The following is a 24,191-nucleotide window of genomic DNA, read 5'->3' as shown; positions in this document are numbered from 1 at the left end:
CCAGATGGCAGGTTTTCGGCGCGTTTCAGCGCGCCAGCAAGGGGTGGATCGCTCGCCTGCCCTGACGCAGTTCGTACAGGATGCGCGGATCTTGCGCGGGCGCGCTGCCGACGGTTTCGCCGCGCCGGACCTTGCCGCCCGTTTTGACGACCGTTCGGTCGAGGCCAGCCAACAAGCTGAGTTTCCCGTCCGCATTGCGCAGGATCACAACATTGCCATAGCCGCGAAACGGCCCGGCAAAGGCGACTTCGCCTGCCAGCGGTGCGACGACCGGCGCCCCCCCGTTCGGCGCGATGGTCAGCCCGTTGCTGCGCCCGCCCGCCGCGTCGCGTTCGCCAAAACCGGCAAGGATTTCACCGCGCACCGGCAGGCGCGGTGCGCCCGGATCGGTCTTCACCTCTGCAGAGGATGACGCCAGCAAGGTCGGCACGGGCAGTGCGGACAGCGCGGCGAGCGTGCGTTCGCCCCGTTCCTCACGGGCGACAAGTGCGCCGATCGAACGCACTTGTGCCCCGCGCAAGGTCGCCTCACGCCGCGCCTCGTTCGCCGCGTCCGCCAGTTTTTCAGCGGTCATCCGGTCCCTGGTCCCCATCGCCTGCAATTCGGCGCGGCTTTCGGCAAGGTCCGCCCTCGCCCGCTCACCCTCTTCCCGCGCGCGGCGGGCCGTTGCGGCAAGATCTCTGGCCTCGGCAAGGTCGCCGCGCAGTTCTTTCGTGTGCGCGGCAATCTGCGGCTGCATCCCCGCGACCATCGAGCGCATCCGCACGAAATCGCGCGTCGATGACGGCCGCATGACCAGCAGCAGTGTCGGTCGCTGCGCCAACCGCTGCAGCCCCGCCATCATGCGCGACAGGGGCGCACGCTTTACCGCCAGCTCGTCGCGCAGGACAGCCAGCCGATTTGCCGAAGCCTCGGCCCGCAATTGCGCCGCTTCCAGCCGGTTCTCGGCCTCGGCCACTTCGGCGGCGAGGGCGCGGGCGCGGGCCTCGGCCTTCAATCCGCGATCCTCGATCAACCGCGCCTGGTCGGCGAATTCCGCCGCCTTGCGCTGCGCTTCTTCGCGCGCAGCCTCGACTTCGCGCAGGCGGTCCTGCGTGCTCGTCACTGCCCCTGCGGCCGCAGGCAGGAGAGCAAGGGTCAGGACGGCAAGACGCAGGCGCATCTATCCGGCCCGGTGATACGGGTGGCCCGAAAGGATGCTGGTCGCGCGCCACAACTGTTCGGCCAGCATCGCACGCACCATCAGGTGCGGCCATGTCATCGGGCCGAAGCCCAGCAGCAGGTCCGCCTCCTCGCGCGCGGCGTCGCCGTGCCCGTCGGCAGCCCCGATCAGGAAGCGCGCTTCGCGCATCCCGTCATCGCGCCAGCGTTCCAGCAATTTCGCAAAGGATTCGGAGGACATCTGCTTGCCCCGCTCATCCAGCAGGACCTGTTTCGCAGGTGTCAGCGGGGCGGGCACCGTGCCGCCGGTATCGGGCAGCTCGGTCCACTTCATCGGCCAGGTCACGCGCTTGGCATAGCGGTCAACCAGTTCGGACTCTGCCGAACGGCCGATCTTTCCACGAGCGATGACGTGCAGGCGCATGAGGGCCTGTTACACCGCTCGTTCAATTCGCGTCCAGCACCCCGGCCGGTTATCCCGGCTGCGGGGAGTAGGATTCGCGGATCAGCTCAGGCGTTGCCGCCCTCGCCAAAGCCCCACATGCGTTCGAGGTTGTAGAACGTACGCACTTCGGGACGGAACACGTGGACGAGCACGTCGCCCGCGTCGATCAGCACCCAGTCGGCGGCCGGGAGGCCTTCGATGCGTACCGGTCCGAAACCGCCTGCCTTTACACGCTCGGCAAGTTTCTGTGCCATTGCGGCGACCTGACGGCTGGAGCGACCGCTCGCGATGACCATCTGGTCCGCGATGGAGCTTTTACCGGCAAGATCGATGGAGACGATGTCCTGGGCCTGGTCGTCGTCAAGCGACTGAAGCACCAGTTCGTGCAGGGAACCCGGCTCGGCATCGATATCCGCAATGCCCGATCCGGGGGTGTTGAGGCCGGTCTGCTCCGGCATGGCTTGGGCCTGGTTCATGAGTGTTATGTAGGCTCCTCGGCTTTGCCCTTCAATTCCTGACGGCGCAAACCGCCGGATGCCTGCACCATGCAGGCGTAATACAACCGGACTGTGGTGAATCGGACGCAGTTGGCACCGGCTTTCAAGCCGGGTCCCCGCCAGTTTGCGCAGGAAGCACCTTTCGCGTGACCGAATCGCGCGGTCTTGCAGCAGAAAAGGCCCCTGCCCAGTCGGGCATCGCGTTGCGCCGGGCCGTGGCCGAGCGCGGATCGGGATCGAATGCCAGGAACACCAGTGCCGGTGCGCTCCAACTTCCCCGGTTGCGTAATCCGGACAAAGGCACCCGGAAGCGCCTTAGCCAGGCCGTGGCAGGGCTTGTCACGGCATGGGCATCATACCCCGGCCGCGCGATCACCGCAATCGGCATGGTCCGCGCTATCCTCCGCCAATCCTTCCACCGGTGGAACTGGGCCAGATTGTCGGACCCCATCAGCCAGATGAAACGCCTTTGCGGATAACGCCTCGCGATGGCCTCAAGCGTGTCGGCGGTGAACACCGTGCCCAGTTCGCGCTCTATCGCGGTGACGCGGATCGGGGCGCGCCGCGCCTGTTTACGCGCCGATGCGACGCGGGCGTTGAGCGGCGCCATGCCCTTTTTCGGTTTCAGCGGATTGCCCGGCGAGACCAGCCACCAGACCTCGTCCAGCCGCAGCGCATCTTTCGCGAACAGCGATATGCGCCGATGGCCGCCGTGGGCAGGATTGAAGCTCCCGCCCAGAAGCCCGGTATAGATCGGTGCGGCCAAGGCCCTGCCCCGTTCGCGTCAGGGGCGGGTCTGGCCCGTGCCGCGCACCTGCCACTTGTAAGTCGTCAGCCCTTCGAGAGCGACCGGACCGCGCGCATGAATGCGGCCCGTGGCGATGCCGATTTCCGCGCCAAGGCCGAATTCACCGCCATCGGCGAACTGGCTGCTGGCATTGGCCATGACGATCGCCGAATCGACGGAATTGAGGAAATTCTCTTCCGCCTCCGCCTCGGACGTCACGATCACGTCGGTATGGCCCGACGAGTGTGCGGCAATGTGCGAAAGCGCGGCGTCCATGCCGTCGACCACGGCAACCGAGGCCACGGCTTCGAGATACTCGGTGTCCCAGTCCTCATCGGTCGCGGGCAGGATACGCTGATCCAGCGCCTGTGCACGGCCATCGCCGCGCAGTTCGCAGCCCGCGTCGAGCAGCTTGCCGACAAGGTCGGAAGCTTCAGGGTAGGAGGCATCGATCAGCAGGGTTTCCATCGCCCCGCAGATGCCCGTGCGGCGCATCTTGGCATTGACCGCGACTTCCTCTGCCATGCTCTTGTCGGCGGCAGAGTGGATGTAGGTGTGGCAGATCCCGTCGAGGTGGGCGAGGACCGGCACGCGGGCTTCATCCTGCACGCGGGCGACAAGCGACTTGCCGCCGCGCGGGACGATCATGTCGACGGCGCCGGTCGCGCGCAGCAGGGCACCGACCGCGGCGCGGTCCTGCGTGGGAACCAGCTGCACCGCCTTTTCGGGGATACCGCCGTCGGCCAGGCCCTTCGACAGGGCGGCAAGGATGGCGTGATTGGAGTGCACGGCCTCGCTACCGCCGCGCAGGATCGCGGCATTGCCGGCCCGCACGCAAAGCACGGCGGCATCGGCGGTCACGTTGGGGCGGCTTTCATAGATGATGCCGATGACGCCAATCGGAACGCGCACGCGCGATAGTTTCAACCCATTGGGTCGCTCGCTGGAATCGATGACGTCGCCGACGGGATCGGGAAGATCGGCGACCTGGTCCACGGCATCGGCAATTCCGGACAGGCGTGCTTCGTCAAGGCGCAGGCGATCAAGCATTGCGCCCGACAGGCCGCGTTCTTCACCGGCGGCAACGTCCTTGGCATTTTCGGCAAGGATCGTCGGGGCCGCATCGCGCAGGGCCTGTGCGGCAAGGTGAAGCGCCTTTGCCTTGTCGGCATCGCTCATCTGCGCAAGCTTGCGCTGCGCGGCGCGCGCATCGGCGGCAAGTCCGGCGATCAGCGCCTCGACATCGGTTTCGATCTGTTCGGGGGCGAGTTCGGTCTGAATGTTCATATGGTCGCGCCTATCATCATTGGGTGCGTCTTGTCAGGGATTTTCCCGCAGGAGAGCGGGCTTTTTGCCAGTTCATCAACGCAACGGCACCCGCCTGCGGACGTTCCGGCACGGCCGAAGATTCTGCTGACAACCCTGTCAGCGCCACCGGCGCGATGCGACAAAACGCACGAATTTTGAGAGCGTTCCCGCGCGATTATGAAGTTGTTCCACATTACGGGCTCAACTCGTCCCGTTCATCCTTCGGTTCATCCTAAAGACAGATTCGGGAACTCGACGTTAACCTTGGCCCTGTTAGCCCTTGTGTCGACGGGAAAGTCTCGCACCCCCAGCGAGGCTGTAAGGACTACGGGGTCTAATTGTGACACAGGTTGCCAGCGGGCTTGCCACCCGCCTGCAGAACTGGTTTCCGGATCGCGAATTCATCATGCGTTCGCAAGGCCAGGTACGGTTCGTCCGCATCAGCGGTAAATTCCAGAAACGCTGCGCCATTGCCATCGCGGCCCTTGCGGTCGTCTGGACCGGAACGATGGCCACCGCCCTCGTGAATGAGTGGCTCACCCACCAGAACGCTGTCGAACTCGCCAGCCGCGAAGCGAAGGTCGCCACTGCGGAAAACCGCGTTGCCGCCTACCGCGAAGACATCGACGCCGTGGCCGACGATCTGGTCCGCCGTCAGGATTTCATCGACGACATGGTCGAAAGCCACCTTGGCCAGCTGCCGAAGGCCGGCGTTGCCGGGGTCCAGGACAGCACCGTCGAAACGCAGCGCACCGTCGACAAGGTCAGCGCCGCCCTTCCCGAAGCATCCGCTCTCGCCCGGCTTGAAGCCCGCCAGCTCGCCTTCGTCGAAGGCCTGACGCGTCTTGCCGATAAGCGCGCTGAACAGGCCGCCGGCGAAATTCGCCGCCTCGGCCTCGATCCGGCATCGATCGTGCGCACGGCAAGCCCGGTCGCAGTCGGTGGTCCGTTCGAAGCTTTCACCAGCGGCGACAAGGGGCTCGACCCGCGTTTTGAAAAGCTGGGTCATTCGCTCGCCCGGATGAGCGCGCTGGAACGCGGTCTTGAGGGCGTGCCCAACGTGCTGCCCGCGGCCAAGGACATGATTTCCTCGCCTTTCGGCTATCGCCGCGACCCGTTCAACGGTCACGCCGCGATGCACAAGGGGCTCGACTTCCGCGGCCCGGTCGGCACCCCGATCCACGCTGCCGCCAAGGGCAAGGTCAGCTTCGTCGGATGGAAGGGCGGATACGGCAAAGTCGTCGAAATCCGCCACGGCAACGGCATGATGACCCGTTATGCCCACATGTCGAAGTTTGACGCGAAGGTCGGCGAAGCGGTAGAGGCCGGTGACGTCATCGGCCGCATCGGATCGACCGGCCGTTCGACAGGTCCGCACCTTCACTTCGAAGTGCGTATTCACAATCGCGCGGTGAACCCGCGTCCCATCCTCGAAAAGGGCGCCAGCCTTTCCGGAGCAAAACGTGTTCTCGAAGCAAAACAAGGCGGCGGAGCAGCGTCCGCAGAAAACGGTTAATCACGTGGCGAGCAACAGCTTCTCGGTCTTTGGACCGGATATCAAGATCAAGGGCGATATCACCGCCACCGACGACCTTCACATCGATGGCGGCGTCGAAGGCGATATCAGCTGCGGCGCGCTCGTTCAGGGCGAACACAGCGTGATCAGCGGTGCGATCGAGGCCGATTCGGCCCGCCTGGCCGGTACGGTCGACGGGTCGATCAACGCCAAGACGCTGGTCATCCTGAAAAGCGCGAAGATCACCGGCGATGTCTTTTACGACACGCTGACCATCGAACAGGGCGCAGCCGTCGAAGGAAAGTTCGCGCAGCGTCCGGCCAAGGGCGCCGCCGCTTCGAAAAGCGACGAGCCGGTCCTCAGCCTCGCAAACTGATCCGACGAATTAGAAAGGTGGCGCGAACCGGGGCTCAGGCCGCCGGTTGTGCCACCTTTTCTTTTGCCTGGTCCGCGATTTCGGCGCGCAGGGCCTTTCGGTCCAGCTTGCCGATCATCGTCTTGGGCAGTTCCTCGCGAATCTGCACCGCGACAACGCGTTCGTGCTTGCCCACGTGGCGGTTCACCCACTGGCACAGCGTGTCCTCGTCGTCCTCGCTGCCCGCGTCCAGCGTGACGTAGAGCTTGGGCCGCTCTCCCAAGTAGTCGTCGGGCACGCCGATGACGAGCGCCTCCTGCACGCCCTTGCGCTCCATAACGACTTCCTCGATCCGGCTGGGGAAGACCTTGAACCCGCCTACACTGATCATGTCCTTGATCCGATCGACGATGGTGATGAAGCCGTCCTCGTCGATCGTGGCCACGTCGCCAGTGCGCAGGAAACCGTCGGCAAAGACGCCGTCGTCGTTCGAACGGCTCCAATAGCCGACCATCGTCTGCGGCCCGCGGATCGCCAGTTCGCCCGGCTCTCCATCAGGGGCAAGCTGGTCTGGGTTGCTCTTGTCGAGCAGCCGCACTTCGGTTCCGGGCAGCGGCTGTCCGATCGTGCCGGGCTTTTCGAAATCCAGATTGCCGAAGGGATTGGTCGAAACGATGCCGGATTCGGTGAGACCATAGCCTTCGACGATATGCGCCCCGGTCCGTGCCTCGAACTTGCGCTTCAGCGGCAAGGGCAGCGGCGCGCCGCCCGAAATGCAGACCAGCAGCGAATCGAAGTTCGTCTTGTTGACGTCGGGATGGTCGAGCAGCGCCTGGAACATCGTGGGCACGCCGGGCATGGAGGTCGCCCTCACCCGGTTCTGCGCCTTCAGCGTCTGGCGCGCGTCGAAACGCGGCAGCATGACGATCATGCCCCCATCCAGCACCGTTCGGTTCAGTACGACGATATTGGCGAAGATATGGAACATCGGCAGGACGCCGATCATGATGTCGCGTTCGCCGCGATGCTTGTCGACACGCAGGGTCTGCCGCGCGTTCACGGTAATGTTCTGGTGCGTCAGCATCGCGCCCTTGGGCGTGCCGGTGGTGCCGCCAGTATACTGGAGCAGGACGACATCGTTCGAATCGATCTCGACCGGCGCGGGTTCGGAGCATCCGGCAACGAAATCGGAGTAAGGCCGCACGCGCGGGTCATTCGTCGGAATGGTGGCCAGCTGCTTGCGCCCGACAATACGGATCAGCGCCGATTTGAGGCGCGGCAGCATGTCGGCGAGGCTTTCGACGATCAGCCCTTCGAGGGAGGAGCAGTCCAGCACCTTCAGCGCCGTTGGCAGCAATGCGGCCGAATTGATGGTGAAAAGCAGCTTCGCGCCCGAATCCTCGACCTGCTGGGCCAATTCCTCGACCGTGTAGAGCGGTGAGAAGTTTACCACCGTCGCCCCGGCCATCGCGATGCCATAATAGGCCGCGACGTAAACCGGCACGTTGGGCAGAAACAGGCCGACGCGGTCGCCCTTGCCCACACCGGCGCGCTGCAAGGCGGCAGCGACTTTCTTCGCCTGGGCCAGCATGTCGATGTAGCTGGTGCGCCGCCCGTAGAAGTCGACGATCTTGCGCGTACCCGCCAGGTGCGCGCCGCGTTCCAGAAGTTGCGGGACGGTCAGGGGCTCGAACTCGCTGTCCCATGCGATGGGATGGCGATAATGGTCCAGGGCCTTTTGTCGGTCCTCACCGGGCCATTGTGCGTTCAAGGTCCTCTCCGATTCTTTATTGACATTCATGTCAGCTATTTTGCGCTTTTCCGCAGAATTCCGCAAGGTAGCAGCCTCGCAGGCGCAGCAAAAAGCCCGGTTCCGCAGCATTGCGGACCGGGCTTTTCGCAGATGCCGTAACGTCAGACGCCCGGCGAATTTCGGTGACTTTATTCCTTGGGAACACCATCGGCGCGGCGGGCGGCGAGCCATGCCTCGGCCTCGGCTTCCTGTGCCGCCTCGACTGCGGCGCGGGCTGCGTCTTCACGCTCGCGCTTCAATTCGTCGATCAGCGCCTGCTTGTCGTCGACCAGCTTCGAATCGGGCACGACGTCGGCTTCGATACCGGCCTTCTTCGCAGCCTTCGCAACCGCGGCGTCAAGCTCGCGCTGCGAACACAGACCCAGCGTAACGGGGTCCTTCGGGTTGATGTTCTGGATGTTCCAGTGGCTGCGTTCGCGGATCGCGGTGATCGTGTTGCGCGTCGTGCCGATCAGCTTGCCGATCTGCGCGTCCGACATTTCGGGATGGTTGCGCAGGATCCACGCGATGCCGTCGGGCTTATCCTGGCGCTTCGACACGGGGGTGTAACGCGGGCCCTTGGTACGCTGGATCTGTACCGGCACTTTCTGGATCTTCAGCTTGTAGGTCGGGTCGGCCTGACCCTTCTCGATCTCTTCGTGCGTCAGTTCGCCCGAACGCACCGGATCGCGGCCCGTGTATTTCGCACCGGCCAGATCGTCGGCCATCGCCTGCACTTCGAGGATGTGAAGACCGCAAAAGTCGGCAATCTGCTCAAAAGTCAGGCCGGTACTGTCGACCAACCAACTTGCCGTGGCGTGCGGCATCAGCGGAGTGGCTTGATTCTGGCTCACGCTAAAAACCTCTCGAAAAAAGGGGCCCGGTCGATCGATTGGAAAAGCGCCGGGCGGTAGAAACGATAAGGGCCGCCCCTTACCGGAGCGGCCGCTTGCGCTGTCGCATTTAGGCCAAGGCGGCGGTTTCGGCAAGGGTCCGTGTGATTCGGGCGATTTGCTGCGGGCATAGACCCCGCGAAATAGCCCTCTCAGACATCCAGCACGATCTTGCCGATATGGTCGCCGCCATCCATGCGGGCGTGGGCCGCACTGGCGTCGCGAAGGGCAAAGCTTTGATCCATGACGGGCCGCAACTGGCCGCTTGCCACGAATGGCCACGCGTTCGCGCGAATTTCGTCGGCGACCGCCGCCTTGAAATCGTTCGAACGCGGACGCAGCGTCGATCCGGTCAGCGTCAGGCGCTTGGTCATGATCTTGTGCATGGGGATCGTGGCTTTCACCCCGCCCATGACCGCGATCGTGACGTGGCGCCCTTCATCGGCCAGGCAGGCGATGTTCTTCGCGACGTAATCGCCCGAAATCATGTCCAGCACGACGTCGACCCCGCGGCCGCCAGTGATGCGATCGACTTCCTCGACGAAATCCTGCGTCTTGTAGTTGATCGCGTGACTGGCCCCGTGGCGCAGCGCGGCCTCGCACTTGTCCGCGCTGCCGCAAGTGACGATCGTGCGGATGCCGAACAGCTTCGCCAGCGAAATCGCCGTCGTCCCGATGCCGCTGGTGCCGCCGTGGACAAGCAGCCAGTCCCCTTCGTCGGCATAGCCGCGTTCGAATACGTTGTGCCACACGGTAAACACCGTTTCGGGCAGCGCCGCGGCTTCGGCCAGAGGCACATCGTCGGGAACCGGCAGGCACAGCGCCGCCTGTGCCAGGCAGTATTCGGCGTAACCACCACCCACGACCAGCGCGCACTGACGCGAACCCGCCATGCCGGGATCGACGCCCTCACCCAGGGCAACGACTTCACCCGCGATCTCGAGACCCGGAATTTCGGGCGCGCCCGGCGGCGGCGGATAGAGACCCTTGCGCTGCATGACGTCGGGCCGGTTCACGCCGGCATGAGCGACCTTGATCAGGACCTGCCCGGCAGCGGGCGACGGGACCGGCATCTCTTTGGGCACGAGCACCTCCGGTCCTCCGTGTCCTTCGCATACGATGGCAGTCATCGTGTCCGGCAGCATCAATATCCCCCTGTCGCGAGCCACAGCGAAGCCCGAAAGCGGACAAACCCCCTGCCCGCCTGTGGATTTCGCATCGTTTCAGCGGTGGAGTAGCGGGGCGACCCATTGACAGCAAGCCGAACGAACCCAAGATTGTCATTGCAATATGGACGACGACGATCGCCCCCGGACACGCGGCGACAATGCCAGCCGCCTCACCAGCGAAAGCCTCGACAGCTATTCGCAGGACGAGCTGGAAATTCGCATAGCGCAGCTTGAAGCGGAAATTCTCCGCACCCGTAGCCACATGGAAAAGGCGGCGGCGCACAGACAGGCGGCCGACGCGCTGTTTTCTCCAAAGCCGGACAGGCCTCCGGAGTGATCGCGACACGCCCTTCCCCTGCGGTTTGGGCAGTTCAGCCTGCATTCGTCGCATTTTTCTTTACGCAGGTGCAGCAATTGTGCTGCACTGCAGCAAGCACCTCGTTTGCCGTTCGTTCAGACCCGATGGGTTACACCAAGGGACGGACTCGCTTCCTAGGCACAGAAAGGGCCTGACATATGCCATCTTTTGCCCAGAGCCTTGAAAAGACTCTCCACACGGCGCTCGCCAATGCGGCGGAACGCAGCCACGAATACGCGACGCTGGAGCATCTCCTGCTCGCTCTCGTGGATGATCCGGATGCGGCGCAGGTCATGGAAGCGTGCGGGGTAGATCTCCCCGAACTCACCAACGTGGTCAAACAATACCTCGACCAGGAATATCAGTCGCTGAAAACCGCGGACAAGGCGGACCCCTCCCCCACGGCAGGGTTCCAGCGCGTGATCCAGCGGGCGATTCTCCACGTCCAGTCGTCGGGCAAGGACACGGTGACCGGTGCCAACGTGCTGGTCGCCCTGTTCTCCGAACGCGACTCCTATGCGGTCTACTTCCTGCAGCAGCAGGACATGAGCCGTCTCGACGCCGTCAGCTACATCAGCCACGGCATCGGCAAGTCGGGCCGTTCGGTCGAACAGCGTCCGGCCAAGGGCGCGAACGAGGAAGAGGCCAAGCAGGAAGAAAAGGCCGACAACGCGAAGGGCAAGAAGGACTCCGCGCTCGACCAGTTCACCGTCAACCTCAATGAAAAGGCGCTGGCCGGCAAAGTCGACCCGCTGATCGGGCGCGGTCCCGAAGTGGATCGCACGATCCAGATCCTGTGCCGCCGTTCGAAGAACAACCCGCTCTATGTCGGCGATCCCGGCGTCGGCAAAACGGCGATCGCCGAAGGTCTTGCCCGCAAGATCGTCGAAGGCGACGTGCCCGAAGTCCTGCAGGACGCGATCATCTATTCGCTCGACATGGGCGCACTGCTTGCTGGCACCCGTTATCGCGGCGATTTCGAGGAACGTCTCAAGCAGGTCGTCAACGAGCTGGAAAAGATGCCCGAGGCGATCCTGTTCATCGACGAGATCCACACCGTGATCGGCGCCGGTGCCACCAGCGGCGGTGCGATGGATGCATCCAACCTTCTGAAGCCCGCGCTGTCCAGCGGTGCGATCCGCTGCGTCGGGTCGACCACTTACAAGGAGTTCCGCAACCACTTCGAAAAGGACCGCGCCTTGCTGCGCCGGTTCCAGAAGATCGACGTGAACGAACCCACGGTCGAGGATACGATCAAGATCCTCAAGGGCCTGCGCACCGCGTTCGAGGAACACCACCAGGTCAAGTACACGCCCGATGCGATCAAGACGGCGGTGGAGCTTTCGGCCCGTTACATCAACGACCGCAAGCTGCCCGACAAGGCGATCGATGTCATCGACGAGGTCGGCGCGATGCAGATGCTGGTTCCGCCCAGCAAGCGTCGCAAGACCATCACCGCGCGCGAGATCGAAAAGGTCATCTCGACGATGGCCCGCATCCCTCCCAAGTCGGTGTCGAAGGACGACAAGAAGGCGCTGGAACATCTCGAGCGCGATCTGAAGCAGGTCGTTTTCGGACAGGACAAGGCGATCGAGGTCCTTTCGACCGCGATGAAGCTGTCCCGTGCAGGTTTGCGCGATGCGGACAAGCCGATCGGCTCGTTCCTGTTCTCCGGTCCCACCGGCGTCGGCAAGACCGAGGTTGCGCGCCAGTTGTCCGATATCATGGGCATCCCGCTACAGCGGTTCGACATGTCGGAATACATGGAACGCCACTCGGTCAGCCGCCTGATCGGTGCCCCTCCGGGCTATGTCGGGTTCGACCAGGGCGGTCTGTTGACCGATGCCATCGACCAGCAGCCGCACTGCGTCCTGCTGCTTGACGAGATCGAGAAGGCGCACCCCGACCTGTTCAACATCCTGTTGCAGGTGATGGATAATGGCCGACTGACCGACCATCACGGCAAGACCGTCGATTTCCGCAACGTCGTCCTCATCATGACGACGAACGCGGGCGCGGCGGACATGCAGCGCAGCGGTATCGGTTTCGGTGACGTGTCGAAGGCCGACGCGGGCGACGAGGCAGTGAAGAAGCTCTTCACTCCCGAATTCCGCAACCGTTTGGATGCGATCGTGCCTTTCGCCTACCTCGGCAAGACGGTCGTGGCGCGCGTGGTCGACAAGTTCATCCTGCAGCTCGAATTGCAGCTGGCCGACCAGAACGTCCACATCCAGTTCGACGGCGATGCGCGCAGCTGGCTGGCCGATCGCGGTTATGACAAGCTCTATGGTGCGCGCCCGATGGGGCGGCTTATCCAGGACAAGGTCAAACAGCCGCTGGCCGAAGAACTGCTGTTCGGAAAGCTGTCACAGGGCGGCGAAGTCCACGTTTCCACCAAGGAAGGCGAGGACGGAAAGCCGGTGCTGGCTTTCGAACTGACGCCGGCCGCGCCGAAGGTGGTGAAGCGCCGCAAGCGCAAGACCAAGAAGGTCGAAACACCCAAGACGCCCGACAGCAAGGCGGATTCGTCGGACGAGGCCCCGCAGGGCGGCGACGACAAGGCCGAATAAGGCCGGGAAACAACCGAAAAGGGGGAAGGGCGGTCCGGCGGGCCGCCCTTTTTCTATCCGCCCTATCTCTATCCGGTGTGCCGTTCGCGCAGGGCCTGGACCATCTCACCGACCTGTTCACGGGTTTCAGCAAGGGTCGTGCCCGTATCGATCACGAAATCGGCGCGGCGGCGTTTTTCCGCGTCAGGCATCTGGCGTGCCAGGATATCCTCGAACTTCGCCTCGGTCATGCCGGGACGGGCCAGCACGCGGCGCCGCTGCTCCTCTGCGGGTGCGGAGACGACGGCAACCGCGTCCAGACCCGCCGAGCCGGTCTTTTCGAACAGCAAGGGAATGTCGAAACAGACAACCGGCGCGTGCCAGTGCGCGTCCATGAAGTCGAACCGCTCCGCCGCAACCGCCGGGTGGACAATCGCCTCCAGCCGGGAAAGCGCCTCGCTGTCGGCAAAGACGATTGCGCCCAGTTCCGCGCGCTTTACGCCTTCGGGGCCGGTAGATCCGGGAAATTCTGCCTCTATCGCAGGCAGCAGCGCGCCTTCCGGCCCCTGCATGCGATGTACCTCGGCATCGGCGTCGAAGACCGGCACGCCAAGATCGCGCAACATCCCCGCCACGGTCGACTTGCCCATGCCGATCGAGCCGGTGAGGCCCAGGATAAAGGGGCGCGGCCCGTCGCGTTCGGGATAGAGGCGGCTCACGCGGTCAAGACCTTGCGCAAGGCGGCATCGTCCTCGCGCGGGGCGGGAACACCGTAGAATTTCTCGAACGCGGCGGCGGCCTGTCCGATCAGCATTGAAAGCCCGTCCACGGTGCGAAATCCGCGTGCCTTCGCCTCTTTCAGGAACGGTGTTTCCAGCGGCGTCGTGACGATGTCGTAACACACGCTTTGCGGCGGAACGTGGCTGAAATCGAAGTCCAGCGGCGGCTGCCCGACCATGCCCAGCGCGCTGGCGTTTACGACCACATCGAAACACCCCTCGCGGTCATCGAAGGCAAAGTCGGTCTCCGCGCCGAAATGGGCGAGGGGGGCGACGTGATGTTCGCCGCCGGGGTCGAGTTCATCGAGAAGGGCGCGCGCCTTGTCGACATTGCGCCCCGCGACGACAAGGACATGGCCCGTATCGGCCAGCGCCGCGATGATCGCACGCGCCGCGCCGCCGGTGCCGATGATGCGCGCCATGCGGAACAGGTGAGAACCGGCCAGATCGTCCCGCAGCGGTTCGATGAATCCGGCCGCGTCGGTATTATATCCGGCCAGCCCGCCGTCTTCGGGAACGATGGTGTTCACCGCGCCGATCCGCGCGGCAAGCGGATCGATCCGGTCCAGCAGCGGAATGACCGCCTGTTTGTGCGGCATCGTGACATTGCACCCGCGCCAGTAGGAATCGGCCCGGCGCGCGGCGATGTAGTCCGCCAAATCGTCCGCCGTGACGTGGCAATGCGTGTAATCGGCGTCGATTCCAGCCTTGTCCAGCCAGAAACGGTGGATCGTCGGCGATTTGGACTGGACGATGGGATCGCCGATCACTTCGGCATGAGGCTTGCTCATTTCGGCAATACGCCTTCGTCCCGCAGCGCGCCCAGCACTTCGAGCAGGGGCATGCCGAGCACCGTGAACTGGTCGCCGTCGATGCTTTCGAACAGTTGCGGGCCCAGCGCCTCTATACGGAAGACACCGACACAATAGCCTACTTCGGGCCATTCGGCATCGAGATAGCTTTCGATGAAGATATCGCTAAGCTCGCGGACCTTCAGGCGGGCAAGGCTGACGGTGCGGAACGCCACGTCACCGCCGCGCACCAGCACTGCCGCGCTATAAAGATACATGACCCGCCCCGAAAAAAAGCGCAGATGTTCTGCCGCGTTCTCCCTGCTTTCCGGCTTGTCGAACCGCTCACCATCCACGACGACGAGGGAATCGCTGCCCAGCACCAGTTCGCGCGGGCGCAGCGCCGATACGGACAGCGCCTTGGCCGCGGCCAGCCGCTCGGCCACGTCGGCGGGAAGCGCGTCTTCCAGCTCCGCCTCCAGCGCGCGTTCGTCCAGATCGGCCGGGATCGCCTCGAAATCGACACCTGCCGAAGTCAGCATCGCCTGACGCGACGCGCTCTTGGAAGCCAGGACGATCATACCGGGTTGGTCCCGGCATTGCGCGGCGACATCTGGGTGCGGCGTTCGTTGTAGAGGTTGATGACAGCCGCGGCGGTCTCTTCGATCGAGCGGCGGGTCACGTCGATCACCGGCCAGTTGTTGTCCGCGGCCATGCGCCGGGCGAACCTGACTTCATCCTCGACGTTTTCCCTGTCGACATAGGCCGTCTCAGGCGCCTGGTTCAACGACAACAGGCGATTGCGGCGCACCTGTACCAGCCGATCGGGCGACGTCGTAAGGCCCACGACCATCGGCCGTTTCAACCGGAACAGGTTCGGCGGAGGCGGGGATTCCTTGACGATGGGGATATTGGCGACGCGATAACCGCGATTGGCAAGATAGATCGAAGTCGGCGTCTTCGACGTGCGCGAGACGCCTGCCAGAACGATGTCGGCCTCTTCCCATTCTTCCCAAAGCAACCCGTCATCATGCGCGATGGTGAACTGGATCGCCTCCACCCGGCGGAAATAGGCCTCGTCCATCTGGTGCTGCCGACCGGGGCGGTGGAGCTGTTCCTGCCCCAGCACGCGCGATAGGCTCTCCGTTACGGCATCGAGCGCCGACACCGTCGACATGCCGGCCTCGGCACAGGACTTTTCCAGGCTACGGCGGATGTCGGTGTTCACCAGCGTAAACACGACAAGGCCCGGATAATGGGTGATTTCCTGCATGATCCGGTCAAGATGCTGCTGCGATCTGACCATCGGCCAGAAATGCCTCTCGACCTCGACGGCGTCGAACTGCGAGAGAGCCGCCTTGGCGATCATTTCAAGCGTCTCGCCGGTCGAATCGGACAGAAGGTGGAGGTGAAGTTTGGTCATGCGGCCCCGGATGCCTGTGGACAGGTGCCCGGATAAACCACGGGAGAGAACTGCGGACAAGCCAAAGGGCCAAAACCGCACCCACTGTCCCTGATTCCGTTAGGGGTATTTCTGGACAGGGAGCGCGATCACCCACAGCCTGTGGGTAAGGCGAACAAGTTTCGTTTGACCACGCACATCGCGGGATTCGGATGGCCGAATTGACGATGGCCTTTGCCGGATAATTCGGGCAGGGCCGCGCAATCCCCAGTATCCACAGGACCAACAGAGTCCATCAACCCTTTTAAAATCTTATTATTTGGAGTTTCTAAGGGGCATGCCCGGTCTTTTACTCGACACCTTGAAGGGAACGAACGGTTCCCGCCGACCCCTGTGGCTCATGCGCCAGGCGGGTCGCTATCTCCCTGAATATCGCGCGCTTCGTGCCGAAAAGGGCGGATTTCTCGCGCTCGTCTACGACAGCGAGGCCGCGGCCGAAGTCACACTGCAACCCATCGACAGGTTCGGATTCGACGGGGCGATCCTGTTTTCCGATATCCTGATCGTCCCTTACGCGATGGGGCAGGACCTGCAGTTCCTGGCAGGCGAAGGACCGCATCTCTCGCCCCGGTTGGCGGATAGTGCGCTGGCCTCGCTGGAGACGGTGCCAGAACGGCTGACCCCGATTTACCGCACGGTGGAACTGTGCGTCGAACGGCTGGACGATACGAAGACAATGCTGGGCTTTGCAGGCTCTCCATGGACGGTCGCGACCTACATGGTGAACGGCGAGGGCAGCCGGGATCAGCACGCGGCGCGCGAAATGGCCTATGGCGATCAGGCGGCGTTCAAGGCGATCATCGATGCCATCGCCGACGTGACGGTCGAATACCTGATCGGTCAGGCGAAAGCCGGAGCAGAGGCGGTGCAACTGTTCGATTCATGGTCGGGCAGCCTGGCACCGGACGAATTCGAACGCTGGGTTATTGCCCCCAATGCTGCGATCACCGCGCGATTCAAGCAGGCGTGTCCCGATGTCCCGGTGATCGGGTTCCCCAAGGGCGCGGGCGAGAAACTGGTCGCCTATGCCCGGGAAACCGGTGTCGACGCGGTCGGCGTGGACGAGACGGTCGATCCGGTCTGGGCCGCACGCGAATTGCCGGCAGGGATGCCGGTGCAGGGCAATCTCGATCCGCTGATCCTGCTTTCGGGCGGGCAGCGCATGACCGATCGGGCAAAGTTCATCCTCGATTGCTTCGCCGACCGTCCGCACGTGTTCAATCTTGGCCATGGCATCGGCAAGGAAACCCCGATCGCCCATGTCGAGGAACTGCTCGCGACCGTGAGAACTTGGTCCCGATAGCGAAATTGTCGTCAGGGGCGGGCAGGGGGGTTTGCGCCGCGCCTTGTCCGTCCTATCTCATGCCCCATGCAGGAGTATCTTTCCTTGCTCTATCCCTGGCTCAAGGTCGGCCACCTGGTCTTCGTGATCTTCTGGATGGCGGGGCTGTTCATGATGCCGCGGTTCTTCGTCTACCATCAGGAATCGCCCGAAGGCTCGGAAGAGGCGGCCCGCTGGGTGGAGCGTGAGGCACGGCTTCGCAAGATCATCCTCAATCCCTCGATGATTCTCGTCTGGGTTTTCGGGCTGGCGCTCGCCTTCACCATCGATGCGTGGAGCCAGGGGTGGTTCCATCTCAAGCTGCTGCTGGTGCTCGGCCTGTCGGGCTATCACGGCTGGATGATGGCGTATGCCAAGAAACTGGCCCGCGGTGAACGGCCGCTTTCGGGCAAGAAACTGCGTCTTTTGAACGAAGTACCGGGAATCGCGGCGATCCTGATCGTCACGACGGTGATCGTGGGGAAGCTTTACCTCTCGTAAGATCCGCCCGGTCGCAAGGTACGCACCGGACAGATTGACGTCACGGCGCGCAAAACCTATTTAGGAGATCAGCGGCGTCCTGCCGCCGTTCGTATCCCGCAAGGATCGAACAAGGTCCGCTTTCACCAAGCCCACAGACCATGGCCCCCAAGCCTGCCGAGCGATCGGCCCAAGGCGAAACGGGATCCGCCAGACACCTCAACCAGGCCTCCACACGGAAATTCAGACAAATGCACCTCAAGGAACTCAAACAGAAAACCCCCGCCGAGCTGGTCGGGATGGCCGAAGAGCTGGGCGTCGAAGGCGCGTCGACCCTGCGCCGTCAGGACCTGATGTTCGCCATCCTGAAGGAAGTGGCCGAAGAAGAAGAAATCCTTGGCATCGGTACGATCGAAGTGCTGTCCGACGGGTTCGGCTTCCTGCGTAGCCCCGAAGCGAACTACCTTGCAGGGCCCGACGATATTTACGTGTCGCCCAACCAGGTCCGCAAGTTCCAGCTGCGCACTGGTGACACGGTCGAAGGCGAAATCCGCGCCCCGCGTGACGGAGAGCGCTATTTTGCCCTCACGAAGCTGCTGAAGGTCAATTTCGACGATCCCGACGTGGTGCGCCACCGCGTCAACTTCGACAACCTGACGCCGCTCTATCCCGAAGAGAAGCTGGTCCTCGATACCGTCGATCCGACGGTCAAGGACAAGTCGGCCCGCGTGATCGACATCATCAGCCCGCAGGGCAAGGGCCAGCGAGCCCTGATCGTCGCGCCGCCGCGCACCGGTAAGACGGTGCTGCTGCAGAACATCGCCAAGGCGATTACCGACAATCACCCCGAAGTGTTCCTGCTGGTCCTGCTGGTCGACGAACGCCCCGAGGAAGTCACCGACATGCAGCGCAGCGTGAAGGGCGAGGTTATTTCCTCGACTTTCGACGAGCCCGCCCAGCGCCACGTACAGGTCGCCGAGATGGTGATCGAAAAGGCCAAGCGCCTGGTCGAGCACAAGAAGGATGTCGTCATCCTGCTCGATTCGATCACTCGCCTTGGCCGTGCCTACAACACCGTCGTTCCTTCTTCGGGCAAGGTGCTGACCGGCGGTGTCGACGCGAACGCGCTGCAGCGTCCCAAGCGCTTCTTCGGTGCGGCCCGCAATATCGAGGAAGGCGGTTCGCTCTCCATCATCGCGACCGCGCTGATCGATACCGGCAGCCGCATGGACGAAGTCATCTTCGAAGAATTCAAGGGCACCGGTAACTCGGAAATCGTGCTCGACCGCAAGGTCGCGGACAAGCGCATCTTCCCCGCGCTGGATGTCGGCAAGTCCGGCACGCGCAAGGAAGAGCTGCTGGTGGGCAAGGACAACCTGTCGAAGATGTGGGTCCTGCGCCGTATCCTCATGCAGATGGGCACCGTCGACGCGATGGAATTCCTCCTCGACAAGATGAAGGATTCGAAGACCAACGAGGACTTCTTCGCGACCATGAACCAGTAATCGGGTTCATCGGTAAGCTGATTGAAAAAGAAGGACGGCAAGCCCATCGGCTGCCGTCCTTTTTTTGTCTTATTTACAAAGAAGTTGTGACCTAGACGAGGTTCGCGGCAAAGAACTCCGCCGTGCGCTTGTCGGCAAGATTTGCGCCTTCCTCGTTCCGCCGCTTGCCCATTTCGGTTGCGAAACCATGGTCCAACCCTTCGTAATCGTGAAGCGTGACCTTGGGGTGATCGTCCAGCCCTTCATGCATCTTGGTCTGCGCTTCGGGTGAGACGAAGCCATCTTCGGTCGGGATATGCAGCATCAGCGGATGGGCGATGGCGTGGGATTCATTGAGCATCTGGTCGATCATCACGCCGTAATACCCGACGCTGGCATCGATATCGGTGCGCGCCGCGGTCATGTAGGCGAGCTTTCCGCCAAGACAGTATCCGACGCACCCGACCTTTGCGACGCCTTCCTTCTGGCGGATGAAGTCGATCGTCGCCTCGATATCCTGCACGTTCTTGTCCGGGTTGTTCTTGCCCATATAATCCAGCGCCTTCTGAAAGTCGCTTTCGACATCGGGATCAAGCGCGACACCCGGCTCGATCCGCCAGAACAGGTCCGGCGCGACGGCCAGGTAACCCTCGGTCGCCAGCTTGTCGCACTTCTTGCGGATGCCTTCGTTCACGCCGAAGATTTCCTGAATGACGATGATCGCGGCCCGCGGTGTGCCTTCGGGTCGGGCGATATAGGCGCCGAAGCTTTCATCATCGCCTAGCGTTTCGATCGTTGTATTGAAGGCCATCGTCGTCTCCTGATATTTTTGCGTTTCCCTGTGGGGATATGGCGCGGTATTGGACTTTGCCAAGGCCGTATGACAGCTTGTCGCTGTAACGGGCGTTTCGGACGAAGGGGAACGAGCGATGAAAGTGAATGTCGAGATCGAGTGCACCCCGGAAGAAGCGCGCCGCTTCATGGGCCTGCCCGATGTATCGCGCGCCAACGACGTCTATGTCGACAGCCTTGTCAACGCGATGAAAGGCGCGGGAAGCATCGATCAGGTCCAGGACCTCATCAAGGGCTTTGCCCCGATGGGCGAAATGGGCCTGCGCATGTTCCAGCAGATCATGGAAAGCGGGACAAAGGCGGCTTTCGGTTCGTCGCCGAAGAAGAGCTGATCTTTTACCAATCAAGGGATTTGGCCGCAGATGGGCGGCGATACGATCTTTGCCCTTTCCAGCGGCAGTCCGCCCGCGGCCATAGCCGTCATCCGCCTGAGTGGACCGGCATGCAGGCGCGCGCTCGAGATATTGGGCGGATCGGTCCCGGCAGAGCGTAAGGCGGCCTTGCGGTCCTTGCGCTGGCCTTCTGACGGCGTTCTGCTGGATCGGGCGCTTGTGCTGTTCATGCCCGGCCCCGCCAGTGCGACCGGGGAGGACTGCGCCGAATTGCATCTCCACGGCGGGCGTGCGATCATTTCCGCAATCGAAGAGGCGCTGTCGGGGATTGAGGGGCTGCGCCATGCAGAGCCGGGGGAGTTCACCCGCCGCGCCTTTGCAAACGGCCGAATGGACCTTTCCGAGGCGGAAGGTCTTGCGGACCTTTTGGCTGCCGATACCGAATTGCAGCGGCGTAATGCTCAGGCCCTGGCAGGGGGGGTCTTGTCACGGCAAGTGGGGGAGTGGCGGGACGCGCTTCTCTCGTTGGCCGCCGAGGTTGAAAGCAATCTGGATTTTGCCGACGAGGACGATGTGGCGGACCTTTCGCCCGGCTTTGCAGCATCTTGCCAGAAGCTTTCAGCCGATCTTTCTCAATGGCTTGATGTGCCGAGGGCGGAAGTCCTGAAGGAAGGCTATCGCGTCGTGATCGGCGGTCCGCCTAATAGCGGAAAGAGCAGTCTTTTCAATGCTTTGTTAGAGGAAGAGGCGGCGATAGCGACCCCGATTGCGGGCACGACACGCGATGTTTTGAGCCGGTCCGTCGGACTTGGCGGTGTGCCGTTCACTTTCACCGATACGGCGGGCCTTCGCGTAGAGACCGACGATCGGATCGAACAGATCGGCATCGAACGCGCGCGCGGAGAACTGGCGAAGGCGGACCTGGTGCTTTGGCTCGGGTTGGAAGGTGAGGGGCCGGATGGCGCTTGGGAGATCGAGACCATGATCGACGCGCCCGGTCATGCCGGAAAAGTGCATCCACGGCACCGGCTCTCTTCGGTTACGGGGGAGGGTGTTGGCGCGCTTCGCGATGATCTGATCGCTCATGCGCGGGGCGCCATGCCAAAGCCCGGGCAGGTCGCGCTGGCCCGACATCAGCGTGGGTTATTGTCCGATGCGCGTGGAGCGATATCCGATGCTGCTTTTGAAACGGACATGCTGATCGTCGCCGAACACCTGCGAAGGGCCAGAGTGGCTTTTGACCGGCTGACAGGGCGAGCAGCGACAGAGGATATGCTAGACGCGCTGTTCGGACGGTTCTGTATTGGAAAGTGATGTTCCACGTGGAACATCTTCTCTCTTTGACCTGATCGAGTAGCGGCTCTAGAGGGCAGCTATGCGAGAATTCGATGTCATCATCGTAGGCGGAGGGCACGCCGGTTGCGAGGCAGCGGCCGCCGCGGCTCGCGCAGGTGCGCGTACGGCGCTGGTGACGTTTGACCGTTCAAAGACCGGAGCGATGTCCTGCAACCCTGCGATTGGCGGTTTGGGTAAGGGGCACCTCGTCCGCGAAGTCGATGCATTCGATGGATTGATTGCCCGCGCGGCGGATGCGGCTGCGATCCATTATCGCATGTTGAACCGGTCGAAGGGCAGCGCAGTTCACGGTCCACGTGTGCAGGCTGACCGAAATCTCTTTCGCCGTGCGATCCAGACGATGATCGCGGCCCAGGATGGCCTTGAGGAAATCGAGGGTGAGGTTGCTGCTCTCCGGCTGGAAGGCGGTCGGGCGAGGGGCGTCGTCCTGGGCGATGGCATGGAAATCGCGGCAAACGCCGTGGTTTTGTGCACCGGCACTTTCCTCGGCGGACGTCTCTTCCGGGGGGAGGAAGTGTTCGAAGGCGGTCGGATTGGGGAGGCCGGCGCTCTCAGGTTAGCCGAACAACTTCGCGAAGCTGACTTGCCCATGGCAAGACTCAAGACCGGCACGCCGCCGCGCCTTGATGGCAGAACCATTGATTGGGCGCGGCTGGAGGAACAACCCTCGGATGCCGATCATTGGACGATGTCGCCCCTGACGCGTCGGCGGGCCAATCCTCAGGTATTCTGCTCGATAACCCGCACGACGGCTGAAACACACGACATCATCAGGGGTGGTCTGAACCGCTCTCCGTTGTTCAGCGGGGCGATCGATGCTCGTGGTCCGCGTTATTGCCCGTCGATCGAGGACAAGATTTTCCGCTTCGCCGACCGTGACAGCCACCAGATCTTCCTTGAGCCGGAAGGTCTGGACACGCACCTGATCTATCCCAACGGCATCAGCACGTCACTGCCGACAGACATTCAGCTGGCCTTTCTTCGGACGATCGAAGGGCTTGAGAACGTCGAGATGGCGGTGCCAGGTTACGCCGTGGAATACGATCACGTGGATCCACGCTGCTTGCACCGTTCGTTGGAGCTGCAGGGCATTCCCGGCTTCTACTGTGCCGGTCAGATCAACGGCACCACAGGTTACGAGGAAGCAGCGGCACAAGGGCTGATTGCCGGGCTGGAAGCTGCTTGTGCAGTGCTGGGCAAGGCCGGACCGGCGATAGACCGCGCGAATAGCTACATGGCCGTGATGATCGACGATCTGACCCTACACGGTGTGAGTGAGCCGTATCGTATGCTCACGGCGAGGGCCGAATATCGGTTACGGCTCCGCGCCAGCAATGCCGCGACACGACTGTCGCCGATTGCTGCGGAAGTTGGATGTCTTGGCGCAGAGCGGAAGGCGTGGTTGGTAAGTCGTGATGTTTCACGTGGAACACTTGCCGATGCTTTCCAAAAAACGTGGAGTGGGACCCAGCTGGTCGAGCGAGGCATCGACGTTCGCCGCGATCTGCCATCAGTGCCCCTGTCCGATTGGTTGCGGTTCGACAGCGTGGCGGCCTCGGCGGAAAGCCTGATCGACGCGACTAACCTTGACGCTGACCTCTTGGAAGAGATGGTCGAGGACGCGCGCTATGCCCCGTATCTCGCGCGGCAAGAAGCGGAGCTGCGCGACCTGCGCGCTAGCGAATCCCTACATCTGGCGCCCGATTTCCCTTATGCCGAGATTCCGGGGCTTTCCCGTGAAATGGTCGAGCGCCTGGTCAGTGCGAGGCCAGACAGTCTTGCAGCGGCAGGGCGCATCGCCGGGATCACCCCGGCGGCACTATCAGCGCTTCTGGTTCATGCCCGCCGTAGAGCGAGTGAGGCTGCCTGAATGTTCAACTCCGACGACGAGGTCTGGTCGAAGGACTGGCTGCGGAAGAGGGTGGGGGCGTCGGATGATGACCTGGACCGCTTAGAGACATTGCTCTCCTTGTTGGTCCTTGAAACCGAGAAACAGAATTTGATCGCCAAGGGCACGGTGCCTTTCGCGTGGTCGCGCCACATTGTCGATAGCGCACAATTGCTCACTCATGTTCCACGTGAAACAGGTACTTGGCTTGACCTAGGCACAGGCGCTGGCTTTCCCGGGTTGGTTTGTGCGGCGCTAATGCAATCCTGTCATTTCACTCTTGCCGAGCAGCGCCCGCTGCGGACCGAGTGGTTGCAAAGGGCGGCCGACGCCATGCGACTCGACAATGTCGACATCGTCACCGCGAACGTATCTCAACTTCCGGATACGAAATACGATGCAATTAGCGCACGTGCCTTTGCGCCTTTACCACGTTTGCTCAGGCTATCCGCCGCCTTTTCCACAAAGGCTACCGAATGGCTCTTGCCGAAAGGGCGCTCGGCAAAGCAGGAATTGGAAGATCTAAAAGGCTGGCGACATATGTTCCACGTGGAACAGTCGGTAACCGATCCGCAATCGGGCATCATTATCGGGAAATTGCTCGGTCCCAAATAGA

24 protein-coding genes are annotated in these 24,191 nt (G+C 62.7%); 11 read left to right on the top strand and 13 right to left on the bottom strand.

Going from position 1 to position 24,191, the window contains the following annotated elements:
- Nucleotides 1-25: 25 nt before the first annotated feature.
- From FAX90_RS09160 to FAX90_RS09140, 5 genes are all read right to left on the bottom strand, one after another.
- Entirely contained in the window at nt 26-1,162 is a 1,137-nt protein-coding gene (locus FAX90_RS09160; RefSeq protein WP_144097090.1) for a murein hydrolase activator EnvC family protein, read from the bottom strand.
- On the bottom strand, nt 1,163-1,585 hold the full coding sequence (locus FAX90_RS09155) for a 23S rRNA (pseudouridine(1915)-N(3))-methyltransferase RlmH (protein ID WP_144097089.1): 423 nt from the start codon (nt 1,583-1,585) through the stop codon (nt 1,163-1,165).
- An 86-nt stretch (nt 1,586-1,671) separates the two neighbouring features.
- Nucleotides 1,672-2,082 (bottom strand): ribosome silencing factor, encoded by a 411-nt coding sequence (gene rsfS, locus FAX90_RS09150; RefSeq protein WP_144097088.1) that lies wholly within the window; start codon nt 2,080-2,082, stop codon nt 1,672-1,674.
- 124 nt (nt 2,083-2,206) lie between these two features.
- The gene (locus tag FAX90_RS09145) at nt 2,207-2,869 is read right to left on the bottom strand and encodes a nicotinate-nucleotide adenylyltransferase (protein ID WP_144097087.1); all 663 of its coding nucleotides are present in this window, start codon (nt 2,867-2,869) and stop codon (nt 2,207-2,209) included.
- A gap of 18 nt (nt 2,870-2,887) precedes the next feature.
- On the bottom strand, nt 2,888-4,177 hold the full coding sequence (locus tag FAX90_RS09140) for a glutamate-5-semialdehyde dehydrogenase (RefSeq protein ID WP_144097086.1): 1,290 nt from the start codon (nt 4,175-4,177) through the stop codon (nt 2,888-2,890).
- 361 nt (nt 4,178-4,538) lie between these two features.
- On the opposite strand from FAX90_RS09140, the gene FAX90_RS09135 reads away from it, so the two are divergent.
- Both FAX90_RS09135 and FAX90_RS09130 read left to right on the top strand, forming a co-directional pair.
- A complete protein-coding gene (locus FAX90_RS09135) occupies nt 4,539-5,714 on the top strand; it encodes a peptidoglycan DD-metalloendopeptidase family protein (RefSeq protein ID WP_240704818.1) in 1,176 nt (391 codons plus the stop codon).
- A complete protein-coding gene (locus FAX90_RS09130; protein ID WP_240704817.1) occupies nt 5,662-6,090 on the top strand; it encodes a bactofilin family protein in 429 nt (142 codons plus the stop codon). Before FAX90_RS09135 ends, FAX90_RS09130 begins: the two co-directional genes overlap by 53 nt.
- A gap of 34 nt (nt 6,091-6,124) precedes the next feature.
- Here FAX90_RS09130 and FAX90_RS09125 read toward each other — a convergent pair whose 3' ends face one another.
- The 3 genes from FAX90_RS09125 to FAX90_RS09115 form a co-directional block, all read right to left on the bottom strand.
- Nucleotides 6,125-7,870, bottom strand: a complete 1,746-nt coding sequence (locus tag FAX90_RS09125; protein WP_144097085.1) for an AMP-binding protein — start codon at nt 7,868-7,870, stop codon at nt 6,125-6,127.
- 140 nt (nt 7,871-8,010) lie between these two features.
- Nucleotides 8,011-8,688 carry a DUF1013 domain-containing protein gene (locus FAX90_RS09120; RefSeq protein WP_144097381.1) on the bottom strand — a complete coding sequence of 226 codons (678 nt, stop codon included), beginning with the start codon at nt 8,686-8,688 and terminating at the stop codon, nt 8,011-8,013.
- Nucleotides 8,689-8,906: 218 nt separating this feature from the next.
- Entirely contained in the window at nt 8,907-9,884 is a 978-nt protein-coding gene (locus tag FAX90_RS09115; RefSeq protein ID WP_240704815.1) for an NAD(P)H-quinone oxidoreductase, read from the bottom strand.
- 160 nt (nt 9,885-10,044) lie between these two features.
- Between FAX90_RS09115 and FAX90_RS09110 the strand changes: the two genes are divergently transcribed.
- Nucleotides 10,045-10,260: a DUF1192 domain-containing protein gene (locus FAX90_RS09110; RefSeq protein ID WP_144097083.1), complete on the top strand. Its 216-nt coding sequence runs from the start codon at nt 10,045-10,047 to the stop codon at nt 10,258-10,260.
- A gap of 179 nt (nt 10,261-10,439) precedes the next feature.
- Nucleotides 10,440-12,851 carry an ATP-dependent Clp protease ATP-binding subunit ClpA gene (clpA, locus tag FAX90_RS09105; protein WP_144097082.1) on the top strand — a complete coding sequence of 804 codons (2,412 nt, stop codon included), beginning with the start codon at nt 10,440-10,442 and terminating at the stop codon, nt 12,849-12,851.
- A gap of 68 nt (nt 12,852-12,919) precedes the next feature.
- On the opposite strand, the gene coaE is transcribed toward clpA, so the two are convergent.
- Genes coaE through FAX90_RS09085 form a run of 4 tightly spaced genes read right to left on the bottom strand, consistent with a single transcriptional unit; the run spans nt 12,920 to nt 15,823 of the window.
- A complete protein-coding gene (coaE, locus tag FAX90_RS09100; RefSeq protein WP_276612278.1) occupies nt 12,920-13,549 on the bottom strand; it encodes a dephospho-CoA kinase in 630 nt (209 codons plus the stop codon).
- On the bottom strand, nt 13,546-14,400 hold the full coding sequence (gene aroE / locus FAX90_RS09095; protein WP_144097081.1) for a shikimate dehydrogenase: 855 nt from the start codon (nt 14,398-14,400) through the stop codon (nt 13,546-13,548). The genes coaE and aroE overlap by 4 nt, the downstream gene beginning before the upstream one ends.
- Entirely contained in the window at nt 14,397-14,981 is a 585-nt protein-coding gene (locus tag FAX90_RS09090; protein ID WP_144097080.1) for a Maf family protein, read from the bottom strand. Before FAX90_RS09090 ends, aroE begins: the two co-directional genes overlap by 4 nt.
- A complete protein-coding gene (locus FAX90_RS09085) occupies nt 14,978-15,823 on the bottom strand; it encodes a pyruvate, water dikinase regulatory protein (protein WP_144097079.1) in 846 nt (281 codons plus the stop codon). The genes FAX90_RS09090 and FAX90_RS09085 overlap by 4 nt, the downstream gene beginning before the upstream one ends.
- A 316-nt stretch (nt 15,824-16,139) precedes the next feature.
- Here FAX90_RS09085 and hemE point away from each other — a divergent pair, with 316 nt between their 5' ends.
- The 3 genes from hemE (at nt 16,140) to rho (ending at nt 19,168) form a co-directional block, all read left to right on the top strand.
- Nucleotides 16,140-17,165 (top strand): uroporphyrinogen decarboxylase, encoded by a 1,026-nt coding sequence (gene hemE, locus FAX90_RS09080; protein WP_144097078.1) that lies wholly within the window; start codon nt 16,140-16,142, stop codon nt 17,163-17,165.
- 66 nt (nt 17,166-17,231) lie between these two features.
- Nucleotides 17,232-17,684, top strand: coding sequence for a CopD family protein (locus FAX90_RS09075; protein ID WP_144097077.1), 453 nt, complete (start codon nt 17,232-17,234; stop codon nt 17,682-17,684).
- Nucleotides 17,685-17,914: 230 nt separating this feature from the next.
- Nucleotides 17,915-19,168 (top strand): transcription termination factor Rho, encoded by a 1,254-nt coding sequence (gene rho / locus FAX90_RS09070; RefSeq protein WP_144097076.1) that lies wholly within the window; start codon nt 17,915-17,917, stop codon nt 19,166-19,168.
- Between the two features lie 91 nt (nt 19,169-19,259).
- Here the strand turns inward: rho and FAX90_RS09065 are convergent, their stop codons facing one another.
- Nucleotides 19,260-19,958, bottom strand: coding sequence for a dienelactone hydrolase family protein (locus tag FAX90_RS09065; protein ID WP_144097075.1), 699 nt, complete (start codon nt 19,956-19,958; stop codon nt 19,260-19,262).
- A gap of 118 nt (nt 19,959-20,076) precedes the next feature.
- Here FAX90_RS09065 and FAX90_RS09060 point away from each other — a divergent pair, with 118 nt between their 5' ends.
- The 4 genes from FAX90_RS09060 to FAX90_RS09045 all read left to right on the top strand — a co-directional run bounded on the left by FAX90_RS09060 (nt 20,077) and on the right by FAX90_RS09045 (nt 24,190).
- Complete coding sequence (locus FAX90_RS09060; protein WP_205700658.1) at nt 20,077-20,331, top strand: DUF6489 family protein; 255 nt, start codon at nt 20,077-20,079, stop codon at nt 20,329-20,331.
- Between the two features lie 30 nt (nt 20,332-20,361).
- Complete coding sequence (gene mnmE, locus FAX90_RS09055) at nt 20,362-21,645, top strand: tRNA uridine-5-carboxymethylaminomethyl(34) synthesis GTPase MnmE (RefSeq protein ID WP_144097074.1); 1,284 nt, start codon at nt 20,362-20,364, stop codon at nt 21,643-21,645.
- Between the two features lie 61 nt (nt 21,646-21,706).
- Nucleotides 21,707-23,557, top strand: a complete 1,851-nt coding sequence (gene mnmG, locus FAX90_RS09050) for a tRNA uridine-5-carboxymethylaminomethyl(34) synthesis enzyme MnmG (protein WP_144097073.1) — start codon at nt 21,707-21,709, stop codon at nt 23,555-23,557.
- Complete coding sequence (locus FAX90_RS09045) at nt 23,558-24,190, top strand: 16S rRNA (guanine(527)-N(7))-methyltransferase RsmG (RefSeq protein ID WP_144097072.1); 633 nt, start codon at nt 23,558-23,560, stop codon at nt 24,188-24,190.
- Nucleotide 24,191: the final 1 nt, after the last annotated feature.

The sequence above is a fragment of the Croceicoccus sediminis genome, from assembly GCF_007570835.1.
Classification (GTDB): domain Bacteria; phylum Pseudomonadota; class Alphaproteobacteria; order Sphingomonadales; family Sphingomonadaceae; genus Croceicoccus; species Croceicoccus sediminis.
The sequence above is the reverse complement of the archived record's forward strand: the minus strand, read 5'-3'. Positions and strand labels throughout refer to the sequence as shown.